This is a genomic window from Cyanobium gracile UHCC 0139 (assembly GCF_034931325.1).
In the GTDB taxonomy this organism is placed as follows: domain Bacteria; phylum Cyanobacteriota; class Cyanobacteriia; order PCC-6307; family Cyanobiaceae; genus Cyanobium; species Cyanobium gracile_B.
This window is the reverse complement of sequence record NZ_JAYGHX010000001.1, coordinates 267,655-282,168: the sequence shown is the minus strand read 5'-3', so window position 1 is coordinate 282,168 and position 14,514 is coordinate 267,655. Positions and strand designations below refer to the sequence as shown.

At 65.0% G+C, this 14,514-nt stretch carries 12 protein-coding genes and 1 pseudogene; 3 read left to right on the top strand and 10 right to left on the bottom strand.

Annotation, left to right across the window (positions count from 1 at the left end; genetic code table 11):
- The first annotated feature begins 41 nt into the window (after window positions 1–41).
- Entirely contained in the window at window positions 42–2,264 is a 2,223-nt protein-coding gene (locus tag VB738_RS01320; protein WP_323304017.1) for a PAS domain S-box protein, read from the top strand.
- Window positions 2,265–2,312: 48 nt separating this feature from the next.
- Window positions 2,313–5,132: a valine--tRNA ligase gene (locus VB738_RS01315; RefSeq protein ID WP_323304016.1), complete on the top strand. Its 2,820-nt coding sequence runs from the start codon at window positions 2,313–2,315 to the stop codon at window positions 5,130–5,132.
- Between the two features lie 33 nt (window positions 5,133–5,165).
- On the opposite strand, the gene VB738_RS01310 is transcribed toward VB738_RS01315, so the two are convergent.
- The 10 genes from VB738_RS01310 to VB738_RS01265 form a co-directional block, all read right to left on the bottom strand.
- The gene (locus VB738_RS01310) at window positions 5,166–6,356 is read right to left on the bottom strand and encodes a hypothetical protein (protein ID WP_323304015.1); all 1,191 of its coding nucleotides are present in this window, start codon (window positions 6,354–6,356) and stop codon (window positions 5,166–5,168) included.
- 24 nt (window positions 6,357–6,380) lie between these two features.
- The gene (locus VB738_RS01305) at window positions 6,381–6,794 is read right to left on the bottom strand and encodes a hypothetical protein (protein WP_323304014.1); all 414 of its coding nucleotides are present in this window, start codon (window positions 6,792–6,794) and stop codon (window positions 6,381–6,383) included.
- Window positions 6,795–6,884: 90 nt separating this feature from the next.
- The gene (locus VB738_RS01300; protein WP_323304013.1) at window positions 6,885–7,550 is read right to left on the bottom strand and encodes a hypothetical protein; all 666 of its coding nucleotides are present in this window, start codon (window positions 7,548–7,550) and stop codon (window positions 6,885–6,887) included.
- Between the two features lie 93 nt (window positions 7,551–7,643).
- Entirely contained in the window at window positions 7,644–8,417 is a 774-nt protein-coding gene (locus tag VB738_RS01295) for a hypothetical protein (protein ID WP_323304012.1), read from the bottom strand.
- Window positions 8,418–8,725: 308 nt separating this feature from the next.
- Window positions 8,726–9,370, bottom strand: a complete 645-nt coding sequence (locus VB738_RS01290) for a hypothetical protein (protein WP_323304011.1) — start codon at window positions 9,368–9,370, stop codon at window positions 8,726–8,728.
- Between the two features lie 145 nt (window positions 9,371–9,515).
- Window positions 9,516–9,812 carry a DUF2442 domain-containing protein gene (locus VB738_RS01285; RefSeq protein WP_323304010.1) on the bottom strand — a complete coding sequence of 99 codons (297 nt, stop codon included), beginning with the start codon at window positions 9,810–9,812 and terminating at the stop codon, window positions 9,516–9,518.
- Window positions 9,784–10,023 (bottom strand): DUF4160 domain-containing protein, encoded by a 240-nt coding sequence (locus VB738_RS01280; RefSeq protein WP_323304009.1) that lies wholly within the window; start codon window positions 10,021–10,023, stop codon window positions 9,784–9,786. The genes VB738_RS01285 and VB738_RS01280 overlap by 29 nt, the downstream gene beginning before the upstream one ends.
- A 159-nt stretch (window positions 10,024–10,182) precedes the next feature.
- Entirely contained in the window at window positions 10,183–11,151 is a 969-nt protein-coding gene (locus VB738_RS01275; protein ID WP_323304008.1) for a COG2958 family protein, read from the bottom strand.
- A gap of 263 nt (window positions 11,152–11,414) precedes the next feature.
- Window positions 11,415–12,272, bottom strand: coding sequence for an NAD(P)-dependent oxidoreductase (locus tag VB738_RS01270; protein WP_323304007.1), 858 nt, complete (start codon window positions 12,270–12,272; stop codon window positions 11,415–11,417).
- Window positions 12,273–12,299: 27 nt separating this feature from the next.
- Entirely contained in the window at window positions 12,300–13,844 is a 1,545-nt protein-coding gene (locus VB738_RS01265; RefSeq protein WP_323304006.1) for a jacalin-like lectin, read from the bottom strand.
- Between the two features lie 51 nt (window positions 13,845–13,895).
- Here VB738_RS01265 and VB738_RS01260 point away from each other — a divergent pair.
- A pseudogene (locus VB738_RS01260) lies at window positions 13,896–14,495 on the top strand (TVP38/TMEM64 family protein); the annotation flags it as partial.
- Window positions 14,496–14,514 lie beyond the last annotated feature (19 nt).

Genomic DNA, 14,514 nt, shown 5'->3' with positions numbered 1-14,514 from the left:
CCCATGGCTGCCCAGGATGGGGGAACGGTTGCCCTGGGTCGATGTCGGTCACCGGTGCGCCAAGGCCTAACCGGCCACAACAGGAGTCGCTGGCCGGCGAGGCGACATTCCAGAGAGCCTTCGCCTCCGCCAACACCGGCATGTGCCTGGTGAGTCCCGAGGGCAGGTTGCTGGAGGTGAACGGGCGGATGAGCGAGATCTTCGGCTACGGCAAGACCGAGCTGGAACGGATGTCCGTCAACGACCTGGCCCTCGCTGACGATCGGGAACTCAGCCCCAGCTACATCCACCAGGCCCTCAAGGGTGGTGATTCCTGTGCCGTGTTTGAGAAGCGCTACCGGCATCGGGATGGCGCCATCGTCCATGCGGTGGTGTCTTCCAGCCTGGTGCGTGATGACCAGGGCCGACCCGTGCACTTCATCTCGACGGTATGGGACATCAGTGAGCGCAAAAGGCAGGAAGAGGCGTTGACGCTCCAGCGCCGGCAGTTGAGCGAGGCCAACCAGGCGCTGGCAGAGGCCCGCGATGCCCTGGCCAGCGACGGAGCCCGGCTGGCGGCCATCCTCGAGGCCTTGCTCGATCCCCATCTGCTGCTGGAGCCGGTGCGCGATGGGGAAGGACGGATTGTCGATTTCCAGTGTCTGGATGCCAATGCCGCCGCTTGCACCGACCGCCAGCGAACGCAGCTGGACATGCAGGGCGCTTCGCTCCTTTCGCTGTTGCCTGCCGCTCCCGCCACGGGATGGCTGGGGCCGTGCCGTGCGGTGATCGAAACCGGCCTGCCCCTGGTGCTCGACGACGTCTGCGATGCCCACCATCCCGATGGGGTGACGGGGCACTTCGACGTCCGTGTGGTGAAGGTGGGTGATGCCCTCAGCATGTCCTGGCGTGACGTCACCGAGCGCTACCGAGCCGCGGAGCTGTTGATGGCTTCGGAACAGCACTACCGCCTACTGGCTGAAAACTCGGGCGAGGTGGTGCTGCTCCTCGATGACGAGGGTCGTGTTGGCTGGGTGTCTCCCTCCCTCACGGTCGCCCTGGGCTGGGACCCCGCGGATTGGATCGGGCAGCTTGGCAGCGATGTGCTCAGCCACCGCGGAGAGGACGTCCAGGGTGGTGCCAACGGATGTCTGTCGCAGAACGGGCAGGCGGTGTTCACCCGGCAGCAGGCGCGCGCCAGGGATGGGACGCTGCACTGGCTCGAGATCCATGGCAGTCCCTATCGCCGCTGCGACGGGCAGGTCGAGGGTGCCGTCGCGATCTTCCGCACGATGGATGCGGAGGTGGCCGCCGAGCGGGAACGGCGCCTGATCGAGGAGCGCCATCGGCTGCTGGCCGAGAACGCCAGGGATGTGATCTGGACCATGGCGCCCGACGGCGCGATCACCTCGGTGAGTCAGGCCGTGGAGAGCCTCAGGGGCCTGACGCCGGAGGAGGCGATGGTCCAGCCGATCGAGCAGATCCATCCGCCCGAGTCCCTGGCGATCTCCCTTGGCTACTTCACCCAGCTGCTCGAGGACCTGCAGGCCGGCCGAGCGCCCCAGTCGTTCCGCGGCGAGCTGGAGTATTACTGCCGCGACGGCTCCACTGTCTGGATGGACGTGATCGCCCTGCCGGTGCTGGACGAGCAGGGGACCTTCCTGGAGCTGCTGGGGGTCAGCCGCGACATCACGGAACGCAAGCGCACGGCGCTCGAACTCCAGCAGGCCCGGGCCGAGGCCGAGGCGGCCAACCAGGCGTTGCTGGCCGCCAACCGAAAGCTGGTGTTGCTGGCCACCACCGATGGCCTCACCGGGCTCTGGAACCGGCGGGAACTGGATGAGCGGGTGCGCCGGGAGATCGACCGTGCCGATCGCTACGGCGCTGACCTGTCCCTGGTGCTCTTCGACATCGACCACTTCAAGGACGTCAACGACCACTTCGGCCACCTGGCCGGCGACCAGGTGCTGGTGGAGCTGGGGCGACGGGTGGAAGCCCAGTTGCGGAGCTGCGACGGCGTCGGCCGCTGGGGCGGCGAGGAGTTCCTGGTGCTGATGCCCCACTGCACGGCCGAGCAGGCCCGTCAGATGGCGGAGCGGCTGCGGCGGCGGGTGGAGGCCGAGCCCTTCGCGGTCGTGGGACGGGTGACGATCAGCTCCGGGGTGGTGCAGCGACGGCCCTGGGAGTCGGCCGAAGCCTGGTTCCAACGGCTGGATCAGGTGCTGTACCGGGCCAAGGAACGGGGGCGCAACCGGGTGGAGCTGGAGCCGGAGCCGGGGTGCTGAGCGCCGGCCCCCCTTTTGCGACCATGGGCCCACTGCCCCAGCCCCCCCGTGTCCGCCGAGCCCCTGCCCAAGACCTACGACCCGGCCGCCACCGAGGCGCGCTGGCAGGCGGCCTGGGAGGCGGCCGGCGCCTTCCACCCCGACCCCACGGCGCCCGGGGAACCGTTCAGCATCGTCATCCCGCCGCCGAACGTGACCGGCAGCCTGCACATGGGCCACGGCTTCGAGACGGCCCTGATCGACACGATCGTGCGCTTCCAGCGTCTGCAGGGGAAGAACGTGCTGTGTCTGCCGGGCACCGACCACGCCTCGATCGCGGTGCAGACCCTGCTGGAGAAGCAGATCAAGGCGGAGGGCGGCAGCAAGGAGGATCTGGGCCGCGACGCCTTCCTGGAGCGGGCCTGGGCCTGGAAGGGGGAGAGCGGCGGCACGATCGTGGGCCAGCTGCGCCGGCTGGGCTATTCGGTGGATTGGCGCCGTGAGCGCTTCACCCTCGATCCGGGCCTGAGCGCGGCGGTGGTGGAGGCCTTCGTGCGGCTGCACGAGCAGGGGCTGATCTACCGCGGCGAATACCTGGTCAACTGGTGCCCGGCCTCGGGATCGGCGGTGAGCGATCTGGAGGTGGAGATGAAGGAGCTCGACGGCCACCTCTGGCACTTCCGCTATCCGCTCTCAGGCGGTCCCGCCGCCGACGGCACCGACCACCTGGTGGTGGCCACCACCCGCCCCGAAACCCTGCTGGGCGACACCGGCGTGGCCGTGCACCCCACCGACCCCCGCTACGCCGCCCTGGTGGGCCAGACGATCACCCTGCCTCTGGTGGGACGCCAGATCCCGATCGTGGCGGATGAGCACGTGGACCCGGCCTTCGGCACGGGCTGCGTCAAGGTGACCCCCGCCCACGACCCCAACGACTTCGCCATCGGCAGCCGCCACGGCCTGCCCCTGATCACGGTGATGGCCAAGGACGGCAGCATGAACGCGGCCGCCGGCCGCTTCGCCGGCCTGGATCGCTTCGAGGCCCGCCAGGCGGTGGTGGCGGCGATGGAGGCGGAGGGGTTCCTGGTGAAGGTGGAGCCCCACCGCCACAGCGTGCCCTTCTCCGATCGCGGCAAGGTGCCGGTGGAGCCGCTGCTCTCCACCCAGTGGTTCGCCCGTGCCGAACCCCTGGCGGCCCGCTGCCGCGAGGCCCTCGATGGCGGCGCCCCCCGCTTCGTACCCGAGCGCTGGGAGAAGGTCTACCGCGACTGGCTCACCGACATCCGCGACTGGTGCATCAGCCGCCAGTTGTGGTGGGGCCACCGCATCCCCGCCTGGTTCGTGGTGAGTGAAACGGGCGGCGTGATCACCGAGGCCACGCCCTACGTGGTGGCCCGTGATGCCGCGGAGGCCGCCGCCAAGGCGGAGGCCCAGTTCGGTGAGGCGTCCCGGGCCGCCGGCCGGGCGCTGCAGCTGGAGCAGGACCCGGACGTGCTCGACACCTGGTTCTCCAGCGGCCTGTGGCCCTTCTCCACCCTGGGCTGGCCCGAGACGGAGGCCGCCGATCTGGCCCGCTGGTACCCCACCAGCGTGCTGGTGACGGGCTTCGACATCATCTTCTTCTGGGTGGCCCGCATGACGATGCTGGCCGGCGCCATGCAGCCCCTCGGCGCCGGCAAGGCCTGGATGCCCTTCGCCGACGTGATGATCCACGGCCTGGTGCGGGACGAGAACAACCGCAAGATGAGCAAGAGCGCCGGCAACGGCATCGACCCGCTGCCGCTGATCGAGCGCTACGGCGCCGATGCCCTGCGCTTCGCCCTGGTGAGGGAGGTGGCCGGCGCTGGCCAGGACATCCGCCTTGACTACGACCGCAGTGACGGCAGCTCCGCCACGGTGGAGGCGGCGCGCAACTTCGCCAACAAGCTCTGGAACGCCACCCGCTTCGCCCTGATGAACCTGGGCGGCGAGACGCCCGCCAGCCTGGGGGCCCCGGACCCGGCGCACCTGCAGCTCGCCGACCGCTGGATCCTGTCGCGACTGGAGCGGGTGAAGCGGGAGACGGCCGAGCGTTACGGCAGCTACGGCCTGGGGGAAGCCGCCAAGGGGCTCTACGAGTTCGCCTGGAACGAGGTGTGCGACTGGACGATCGAACTGCTCAAGCGGCGCCTCAACCCGCGTCCCACCGCCGAAGGGGAGCCCCTCGCCGCCGAGGTGCTGGCCGACCAGCGCGTCGCCCAGCAGGTGCTGGCCAAGGTGCTGGCGGAGCTGCTGGTGTTGCTGCACCCGCTGATGCCCCACCTGAGCGAGGAGCTCTGGCATGGGCTCACCGGCGCCTCCGAGGGCACCTTCCTGGCCCTGCAGCCCTGGCCCGTCCAGGATCCGGCGGCCCTTGATGATGAGCTGGAGGCCTCCTTCGCGGCACTGATCGAGGCGATCCGGGTGGTGCGCAACCTGCGGGCCGTGGCGGGGCTCAAGCCCAACCAGGGGGCGCCGGTGTTGTTCATCACCGGCCGCCAGGAGCTGGCGGCGGTGCTGCTGGAGGGCAGCCCCGACATCACCACCCTCACCAAGGCGGAGAGCGTGACCGTGCTGGATCTGGCGGCGGCGGCAGAGCGCCCCGCGGCCCGGGCCCTGGCCGCGGTGAGCGGCGAGCTGCAGGTGCTGCTGCCCCTGGAGGGCCTGGTCGACCTCGATGCCCTGCGGGCCCGCCTGGAGAAGGACATCGCCAAGGCCACCAAGGAGATCAGCGGGCTGGCCGGCCGCCTCGCCAACCCCAACTTCGCCGGCAAGGCGCCGCCGGAGGTGGTGGCCGAGTGCCGGGCCAACCTGGCTGAAGCGGAGGCCCAGGCGGCGCTGGCGCGGCAACGGCTGGCGGACCTGGGCTGAGGGGGCTGATCGAGGGGCGCTGCGGCTGGGAGCTCAGGCTCCCAGCACCTTCAGCTGCAGGTCGTCCCACGTTTCATCCAGCGCCAGCAGGGCCTGGGCGACCTGTGCACGGGGTGGCGGGTTCTCCGCGGTCGACGGTGCGGCCGACGCGAACGGGAACGCATCGAAGAGCGCCCCCAGCGTCCATGGCTCCCCATCAGAGAAACGGATGACCGGCGGGGCCAGGAAGGCCAGCAGATCCGGCATCCGGCTCGCCGCCATGCCGCAGCATCCAAGCAGGAAATCCATGGTCCAGAGGGCTCGCATCCCCGTCGGCATCGCCTGGGGGCCAACGAGAAACTCCAGCGGACGATGCGCCGCAAGGTGGTCGCAGGCCAGAGACAGCATCGTGTGGGCCATCGTGTTGCCCACGTGCTCGTGGAAGAGCGGGCTGGTGTGGATGGTGGCCTGCCCGGTTTGGATTTCGTGGCCGTACCGATCGATGTGAAGACGTTGGGCCTCCCTCAACACATCCATGTACAGAGAGCGCCAGGCGTGCTCGATCGGCCGTCCTGCCGGCAGATCTATCTGCGGCACAAGACGCTCCACAAGGGCGACATAGAAGGTCGGCGGCGACGCGCTGTGCAGGGCGAAATGGGCGCAGAGCGGGAACAGGGCGGCCGCGATCAGGTCGTTCGTCTGCTCCCGCAGCCGCAGGTACGGCAGCGCATAACGCCCGGCCGCCAGGCGCATGGCGAGATCGAAGCTCAGGCTCGAATAACCGACGCCCTGCCCCTGCGCGTCCCGGTGGTGCCAGATCTTCCCGTCTGACATCAGCCGCTCGTACTGGACGCGGGTCAGGGTCGGGCTGACGTCGCGATGGGGAGCCTCCAGCTCCAGTTCGATCAGCAGTGGCGGGCCGAGAGCCTGGACGTCCCAGAAGCGGGCATGGGCTTCCATCAGGTCCTGCGTGCTGAATCCAGCGCTCTCCACAGGCTGTGTGAAAGCGCGTCGCAAGGGCCCCTGGGGCAGGAGCTGGCCGGTCGCCTGGAACGGCTTCAGGCGCGCCCAGTCTTCCGCCACCAGCTGAATCAGGTGGGCATGGCCGACGAACTGCCAGTAATGGACCGTTTCGTGGAAGATCGCCCGTGAGAGGGGCGGACGCCAGTCCTTGGGGCCGGTCAGTGCATAGGTATGGGGCGGTGTCCAGGCTTCGCCCACATCCACCACCATCGTCACGGGCACATAGCGATTCCGGGTCGCCAACGTCTATCTCCCGAGCAATCCGGCGAGACTCTGCTCGATCTTGTCGATCTCCGATGGCGCAAACTTCGTCACGGAACCGTCGGCCGCCTTCACGAGCACCAGGGAAGCCTTCCCGACCGGAACGATGCGGACCTGTGGCGCCTCCCCGGTGAGGTCGATCACCGCAATCTCCCTGCCCTTCAAGTCCAGGATCAGCTCTCTGAGATAACGCATCACCAACCCTGCCGCGAGGACGACCCCAACGACGACGAGTGGGTCGAACTGGGCGTCGCTATAGAGATCCGCTTCTTCGGGTTCGGGGACGAAGGCTGTCGTGCCCGTCACCGTGCCGCCGTCGCTACCGACCCTCGCCGCGAATGCGGCTGCGATGCCCTCGCCGCAAACCCACTCCAAGGTGAGCGCGCTGTGATCCTTCATGGTGTCGACCCTCCGGGGAGGCTGTGTGATCAAGGGTAGGTTGAGCCACGCGGGAATGAACCAGCGCGTCTGCCCAGCCGATGCCCCAGATTAGAGCCAAGGCAATGGATCGCTGAAGATGCGATTCAGGATCGTGAGTCTCGCAAGGGTCTTGGGCAGCGGTAACTGAAGATTTGCGCACTTCAACCCCCGCAGGTATGAGGACATGGAAAAGACCGTCACCTCAGGGAAGACGGAATCAACGAGAGGCACATGAAACAACGGTTCGGGCAACCCTCGCGGGTGCATAGGGTCCCAGAAGGCGATGAGGGGAGTAATCCGCTTGTCGCCCTGCGGTGCCAGCATCGGTTCCAGCACCTTGGCGGCCGATTCTTCCCTAAAGGTCTCGCCCGTCCAGTAGTCATTCCATACGACAATCCGATGGCGGGAAGATTCCTCTGGACTGGCGTCGACCGGTAGCCTTTTCCCGCCTAGCGAGTGAGCCGACCAGTTTTTGACTTCGACTTGAAAGACGGTTTCGGGAGTGCTGATCCATCCGTCAAGTCGATAGCCGCTTCTTTTTCCAGTGGAGCATGGTCCGGGCATGATGTAGGCATCGACTTCCACCGATCTGAAGTAATCAATCAGCAAAGCAAGGCCTAGCTCTTCGCCAGCGACAGCATTGACTGCCGCCGCGTTCATGCCTTGTTCGACATCAGTGGGATCATCGTAGAACTGAAGCAACTCAAGCTTGTTGATCAATAGGGTGCTGGCCATGGGGCGTTCGAGTCTCAGTTGAATCTGGGGTAAAAGTGATGGTTGGGCGTCTGCGAAAAGCTCTAGATCGATGTCAGGGAGGCTGGCTTCAGTTCAAGATTGGATGTTGGTGCCAAGTGCGGCGACTTTGCTGAGAAGGCTTTGGCGAGCTTTCAATAGCTTATCTGGGTTGGTCTTGGACGATAACTCTGATGGATGCTTCTGATCAAGAAAAAATGCAATCCTCTCATTGTTGGCTCCAGAAGGATGAGGCAGTCCTGCCAGTATTCGATCGGGGTTGACGACTCCCTTCTGGACGAGGTAATCCAAGGCTGCTTCGACCTTAGGTCCCAAAGGCACGATAAGGGCCTGCTCGAGCCTGGCGACCTCTTCGGAAAGATGCTCATGGAGTTGCCACCTCAGGTCAGGATGAGTGGTCATCTCTGGGGTGCCGTTGTAATTTTGGCCTGCCAGAAAGACAGGGTATCTCAGCGCAGATGTGTAATGGACAAACATCTTTGCTTCGCCAAAGAGACTTGACGCTGAAGGAATTCCAAGAGTCTTGGGAATTCCAATGAAGTCCAGCATGCGGACGAGATTCTTGCGCATCGGTCCTCCGAAGCTGGCTGTGTTCTTTGCTTCTCGCAATGCCACCATCGGGGTCGCTCCAGCAGCCAGCTGAGCCTTCGCTTCGTTCAATGCCAGCATCGCTTGCTTGAATCCTGGTGTGATTCCGCAGATGATTAGTCTTGCCTCCATATTGATGAAATCGAAAGGTGCGTAGTACGTCGATAGCCTGTCCCCCTCACGCAAAAGAAGTTCTCTGGGGATGCCTCCACAGAAATCAGTCTGTTCAATGACTGCGGAGAATCGGTTGAAGAGTTCCATGGTGTCGATGACTGGTCTTGAGTGGCGCGAATGAATCCAGAGACTGTTTCTTCGGGACGCCGTTCATCTCACAGCGCCTGCTGTGATGACCCCCATCCTCCTCTGCCGGGAAAGAGGACGCTCCTGATGTTGCCAGGGCACTCGGCCCTGGGCTGGCGTTCCCCTCAGCAGCGGCTCGCTTAGCTGTATGCATGAACAACCTGGTGGGAAACCACTCCTAGTGGGACACAACAGCAAGCGCTTCTTTAAGTGTGCGAGCATCACTCATCTGGCGCCGTCCGCTGCAAACGGTTGATGGCCGCCACGATTCAAGGGTATTTCTCGGCGTATTGAATGAGTTCTGATGGCTGAGTAGCGCTTCTGAGATACCTAAGAATATCTGCCGGTTTATGATTCAAGTTCTCCGTGAACGAATTTACGGACTCGAGAATCGCGGCAACCTCGGCCACGATATCCGCAATGTCAGGCCTTGCGCGTGGACGGATCTCGATTCGCACGGGTAAATGTCTCCAGGGCAAAATCGTATTTATGAACGATGGTTGTATCGTCAACTCAGCACGGACGATCTGCCAGAGATCCCCATGGATGTCGTAGAGACAAGCATTGCGAAAGCAGCCCTCGTTGAAGGCCTGTGGCGTTGCTGTCCAATCGCTAAGTCGTCTGTTTTCCACCCAGAAGGCGACGCCTTTCCGAATCACAAGATAAGGCGGTGGACTGAACGCGCTGTTGGGAGATTGGTTTTCATCATCAAAGAGCACAAATCCGAGCTCACCCTCTGGGACATCGAGTTCGGAGACCTCGTCAATCTCATTGACAAAGAACCGGGGAGGATCATCGTCGTCGTTCATTATCAGACCATCGAGTCTTGGGTCCGCGCGAACTGCCTCAATTACTGTGGCGCGAGCGAAGTCGGAGGTTGCCGCTTTGACAAATTGAGTCAAGAAGAAACCCATATAGCGACACTCATTCGCGACATCCATCTTGACGTGCTCTCCTCCAACGAGTATTCGAAACCACTTCATCGCATCACTCATTCGACGGTCCACCGCTTGCCATCAACTCGCCGCAGAGAGTAGGGCCACCATCTGCTCCATGGCATCAGAGAGTTTCCGGCGGCGGATCAGGTGAATGGCGTGGTTGGAAAGTGCTCTTCGCCCTCAACGGAAACCTCTCAGGATGGCGGATAGACTCAACAGACAAGTCAACATCTAAATCTGGCCAGTAGAGATGGTCTGCCGACGGGCGCACAACGTTAAGGATTTGCTGAATCGTGGCCGCCTTGAGCCATGGAAACTCGGAATATGGCAGAGCTAGCTCTTCATCGTCAATAAGCATCCAGACGCAGTGGCCAGAGACATTCGTGACCTCAGCTCCCAAAGTGGTTGTTCCAGGCATCGGTGATCTCCTGTTGGTGGGATTCGATTAGGCGTTCTGCGTCTTTAATCTTTGAAGAGCTTAGCCCAATGTTGCGAGCGAGTTCAATGGTCGGCTTCAGCCAGAACTTCGCCTCGCCATCTGGATGGCTCACATGGATGTGACGTCGGCTTTCCTCGCGTGAGAAGAAGAAAAACCGAAATTCGCCATCCCGGAAGACGGTTGGTGACAATTGGGCCCGCGAACGTGCAGTGCAGGATAGCCCCGCCGCCCTAGCAGGAGGGCCTTAGGAGCTCGGTTCCATACCTTGGGCACGCTTAGCATCTCGCCTGATTCGGAATGGCGTTCGCATCTTTCCAAAGCTAGAGCTGAGCGGCGCGTCAGCGACCGCTCAAGCGACTTGTTCGATCTTCAGCTTCTCATGAATGTACTTACGAATATCCTTGAGTACCTCATCAAACTCGGAACGATGAATTCTTTTTGACTCAAAATCGATTCTCACATCTTGGATAAACTTTTCAAAGTCTGAATTCTGCTCACTCAGTTTATTGATGGTCTCCCAGTCAAGCAGGGTCTTTGCGCGAGAAGGAAACAAAATGATGGAGCTATCAATATCCTCCAAGTCTAGCTGAATGATTCCAATTCCAAATGAAGACGTCAGTCGCCCAAGCTCTGACATCAGCTCATCATCTTGCTTGATGTCGGCCGCCACAAGATACCCCTCGTGAGCCCAAGATGAATTTGAGAGGGCTTGAAAAAACGACTCTCGATAGTTTGCCTTGGTTAGACTCTTCTTGATCTCAAACGAGAATAACCGCAGGGAGTTGTTGTCCGAAAGTCGATTAAACTCAATCACATCGGGCCTCCAGTCGTCCAATGGCAGGTAGAAGCCGACCATGTCTGGGTGGACCCATTCGTTGTATCCCGACTTGAGCGACTTCTCGTGATAGATGGTCTTTGAAAAGATTGAGCGTCCTCTGTTGAACCCCGGATTAGAGTATACAAAGTACGTCAACACTGGATGGAGATCCCGCTCGTGAAATCCGGCTGGCTTTTCCTTCTTGCCTGACTGCTGCTTATCCAGCCGTTCAACGGCATCTATTGGAAGAGCACCCTCTCTACTTTTCAGGAAAAACCGTGCAGGTCTCTTGCCAACTTTGATAAACCTTGATACCTCGTTATCTCTGACCTCGACATAAAGTTGAGCACCAAGAGTCTGCCAAGGAGTTTTTCCCTTTGAAGAAATCTTCTCTGTCAATCCAGCCTCTTTGGCTGCTTGCCATATTTCTTGGTATGTCAGCGGGCTTTCAGCCGACTTCAGCAACTCCTCGGCTAGATCCAGGAATGAGTAGGCTGCCATGAGGTTTTGAGAGATTTACTCAGGATAGATCGAACGGTTATTGGATGATTTCCGAGAAGCGCAGCCAAGGCGCCCCTACATTCCGTGAACCATCCTGAGCTTACAGATGGGCCTCGGATGACCATCTCAGCAGGGCAACGTGTTTCATGTCTCGTTGTCCGCCATGAACAAGTGGTTCTCGGACCCGTGAACCACTTGTTCATTCTGATCCATGCGTCCGGTTTGGGTGCTGCTGGAAAGCCGAGTCATCGTGGATTGATCCGCTACCTCCCCGCCGTGAGCCTGTGCAGGGCGCTGTAGTCGAGATCATCCAGCCCTGCTGCAGTGGCGCGCTCCAGCAACGCCGCCAGCCCATCAAGGCCCTCGGTCTGCAGCCCCATCCCACAGGCGGTCTGAAGGAACAGCAGCAGGTCCTTGCGCAGGTGGGCGGTGGGGAAGTTGGGGTTGGCGTAATCGTCGGCCAGTTCCTTGGCCAGCTTCTTGTCGAAGGTGGGGGCGTACAGGGCGCTGGCGCGCAGGATCGCCATGAAGGCCTCCACGTCCACCCCGGCCCGCTGCACCAGGTGCAGGCTGAGGCTGAAGCTGTGGGTGAGGCTGGCGATCAGCTGATTCAGGGCCAGCTTGGTGGTGAGCGCCGCCCCCACCGGGCCCAGCAGCCGCGGTTCACCGCCCAGCGCACCCAGTACCGGTCGGGCCCGCTCCAGGGCCGCGGCCTCGCCGCCCACCATCAGCTGCAGCGTGCCGGCCAGGGCCTCCGGTCGGCTGCCCAGCACCGGCGCCTCCAGCAGCTCGGCGCCCCGCTCCGCCAGCGCGGCGGCCAGGGCCTGGCTCTCCTCGGGGGCGATCGTGGCCACCTGCAGCACCAGCCGGCCCGCCAGCGCCGTGCCGGCCTGCTCCAGCAGCACCGAGTGGGTGGTGGGGCCGTCGCTCAGCACCGTGATCACCAGCGCGGCGGCGGCCACGGCCTCGGCCGGCGTGGCCGCCACCGACGCCCCCAGGGCCAGCAGCGGCCCGCAGCGCTCCAGGTGGCGGTTCCACACCGTGAGCCGGTAGCCGCTGCCCAGCAGCCGTTCGCCGATGGCCGCCCCCAGCAGGCCGGTTCCCAGCAGGCAGATCTCCATCGGCGCGGCCCTGCGGCGGCCGTCAACCTACCCGGACCTCTCCTCGTTCTCCTCCAGCGGCTGCCAGATCAGCGGCCCGAAGCGGCCCACCACGGCCCGCAGGGCATCGAGTTCGCGGCCGCTGCGGCCGCTGAAGCCCAGCACCACACAGTCCTCCGGCACCGTCCAGTCGACCGGGCGGTCGCCGGCATCGCCGCCGCCGCCGATGCGCTGGCCGTCGCTGCTGCTGAGGAACAGCCGATCCACCCGGCTGCCGCTGAGGCCCTCGATGCGGCGGATCGTCACCCCCTCCGCCAGCTGCAGGCTGCCCCGGTCGCCACCGCCGCCGCCGCCATGGACCTCCGGCTCCAGGGGATCGCCCTCGCCGGCATAGCGCAGCCGGATCTGATCCACCCGCGAGCCGGTGCGCAGACCCACCTCCACCAGCCGCTGCCGCCGGCGGATCACGTCGGCCCGCCCGGGGAAGGCGAAGGGGGCGCCGCCGTTGCCCCCCATCGGCAGCTCCTCGGCCAGGGTCACGTTCAGTTCGGGGCTGCCCGCCGCCAGGGCCTGCAGCGCCGGGGCCTCCAAAGGGGTGGCGGCCGCATCCCGGTAGGCGGCCCGGCAGGCGTCGATCGCCCGGCGATCGGCGGCGGCGGCGGCGCGCCGCACGGCCAGTGCCGGGTCCGGCGCCACGCCGTAGAGCCGGTACGTTTCCGCCACCCAGTCCATCTGGCGGATCAGCCCCACCACCTGCTCGCGCTTCTCCAGCAGGCCGGCGCCGGAGGAGTCGCCGCTGAACAGCCGCCGGTTGGCGGCCACCGCCTCGAAGGCGGCGCCGATGGCCGGCACCGTCTCGTAGCCCCGGGTCCGCACCCCGATCAGGGCCGGCTGATCCAGCGGCAGCCGGGCGAAGTCGTGGGCGAAGGGGATCAGGGAGGCGGCGTCCGCCGGCGGCTGGGCCCGGGTGCCGATCACCTGCATGCGGAAGCCGAGGTTCACCGCGGCGCTGCGGGCGACCGACGTCACCGTCTCCACCAGGGCGGGGTTCAGGCTCAGGCCGCCGAGGCCCAGCTCGGCCCCGATCCGCCGCTCCACCAGCCGCGCCTGCTCCCGCGACTGGGCGTAGAAGGTGAACACCCCATGGCACTCGCCGCCCACCTCCGCCGCCGCCACGAAGCCATCGCCGTGCAGGGCCACGAAGGCCTCGAGCTCCGCAGCGCCGGCCGGCACCGCCACCCCCTCCAGCGGCCGGGTCTGGCCCGCCTCCAGCGCCACGCTCACCTGCCGGGCCCACACCACCAGCGACAGGCTGAAGGCGGTGGTCTTCAGGGAGTCGCGGAACGACCGCTTGGCCCCCAGCAGGCTCAGGGGTCCCAGGCCGACCCCCAGGGAGGTGTCGTTGTGCAGCGATCGCACCAGCTCTTCGCTGCTGCGGCAGAGCTGCCAGCCCACCGTGCTGCCGCCGCCCGCTGCCAGCACCGTGCCGCCCACGGCCGCCTCGAGGGGTTCGCCGGAGTCGGCGACGCTGTGGCGCCCCCGGAACAGGGCCCCCCGGGCGACCTGCTGCGCCAGCTCCGACGGGTCAGCCATGGCGACGCAGTCAGCAGACCCAAGCCTAGGCAGGGTCGATACGGTGGCCCCATGGACCCGCTCTGGCTGTCGGATCACCTGCTGGCCTGGCTGCGTTCGCCGCTGGGGGCGGTGGCCTTCGTGCCCCTCTACGCCCTGTGGGTCACCCTGCTGCTGCCGGGGGTCTGGGCCTCGATGCTGGCCGGGGTGCTCTACGGCCCCGTGGCGGGCAGCGTGCTGGTGTTCACCGGGGCCTGCCTGGGGGCCCAGGCGGTGTTCCTGCTGGGGCGCGGCCGCTGGCGGGGCTGGGCCCGCCGCCGCCTGGCCGGGGCGCCGCGGCTGCTGGCGGTGGAGCGGGCGGTGTGCCGCCAGGGTCTGGTGTTGGTGCTGCTCACCCGCCTGTCGCCCGCCTTCCCCTTCAGCCTGCTCAACCTCGCCTACGGCCTCAGCGAGGTGAGCCTGCGCGACTATTCGATCGGCCTGATCGGCATCCTCCCCGGCACCGTGCTGTTCTGCGCCCTCGGGGCGGCGGCCGGCGATGCGCGGCGCTTCTCGGCCCTGCTGGCCGGTCCGGCCGATGGCGTCACCTGGGCCCTGCGGCTGCTTGGCGTGGCGGCCACCGTGGCGGTGGTGCTGCTGGTGGGCCGCCAGGTGCGCCTGGCCCTGGAGGAACGCGGGGTAGCCTCCCTCG

What these genes read in the sequence shown, in the direction of transcription:
- VB738_RS01320 (WP_323304017.1), top strand. Translation starts at nt 42, where the DNA reads ATGTCGGTCACCGGTGCGCCAAGGCCTAACCGGCCACAACAGGAGTCG.
- VB738_RS01305 (WP_323304014.1), bottom strand. Translation starts at nt 6,794, where the DNA reads ATGAAGGATCACAGCGCGCTCACCTTGGAGTGGGTTTGCGGCGAGGGC.
- VB738_RS01300 (WP_323304013.1), bottom strand. Translation starts at nt 7,550, where the DNA reads ATGGCCAGCACCCTATTGATCAACAAGCTTGAGTTGCTTCAGTTCTAC.
- VB738_RS01295 (WP_323304012.1), bottom strand. Translation starts at nt 8,417, where the DNA reads ATGGAACTCTTCAACCGATTCTCCGCAGTCATTGAACAGACTGATTTC.
- VB738_RS01290 (WP_323304011.1), bottom strand. Translation starts at nt 9,370, where the DNA reads ATGGGTTTCTTCTTGACTCAATTTGTCAAAGCGGCAACCTCCGACTTC.
- VB738_RS01285 (WP_323304010.1), bottom strand. Translation starts at nt 9,812, where the DNA reads ATGCCTGGAACAACCACTTTGGGAGCTGAGGTCACGAATGTCTCTGGC.
- VB738_RS01275 (WP_323304008.1), bottom strand. Translation starts at nt 11,151, where the DNA reads ATGGCAGCCTACTCATTCCTGGATCTAGCCGAGGAGTTGCTGAAGTCG.
- VB738_RS01270 (WP_323304007.1), bottom strand. Translation starts at nt 12,272, where the DNA reads ATGGAGATCTGCCTGCTGGGAACCGGCCTGCTGGGGGCGGCCATCGGC.
- VB738_RS01265 (WP_323304006.1), bottom strand. Translation starts at nt 13,844, where the DNA reads ATGGCTGACCCGTCGGAGCTGGCGCAGCAGGTCGCCCGGGGGGCCCTG.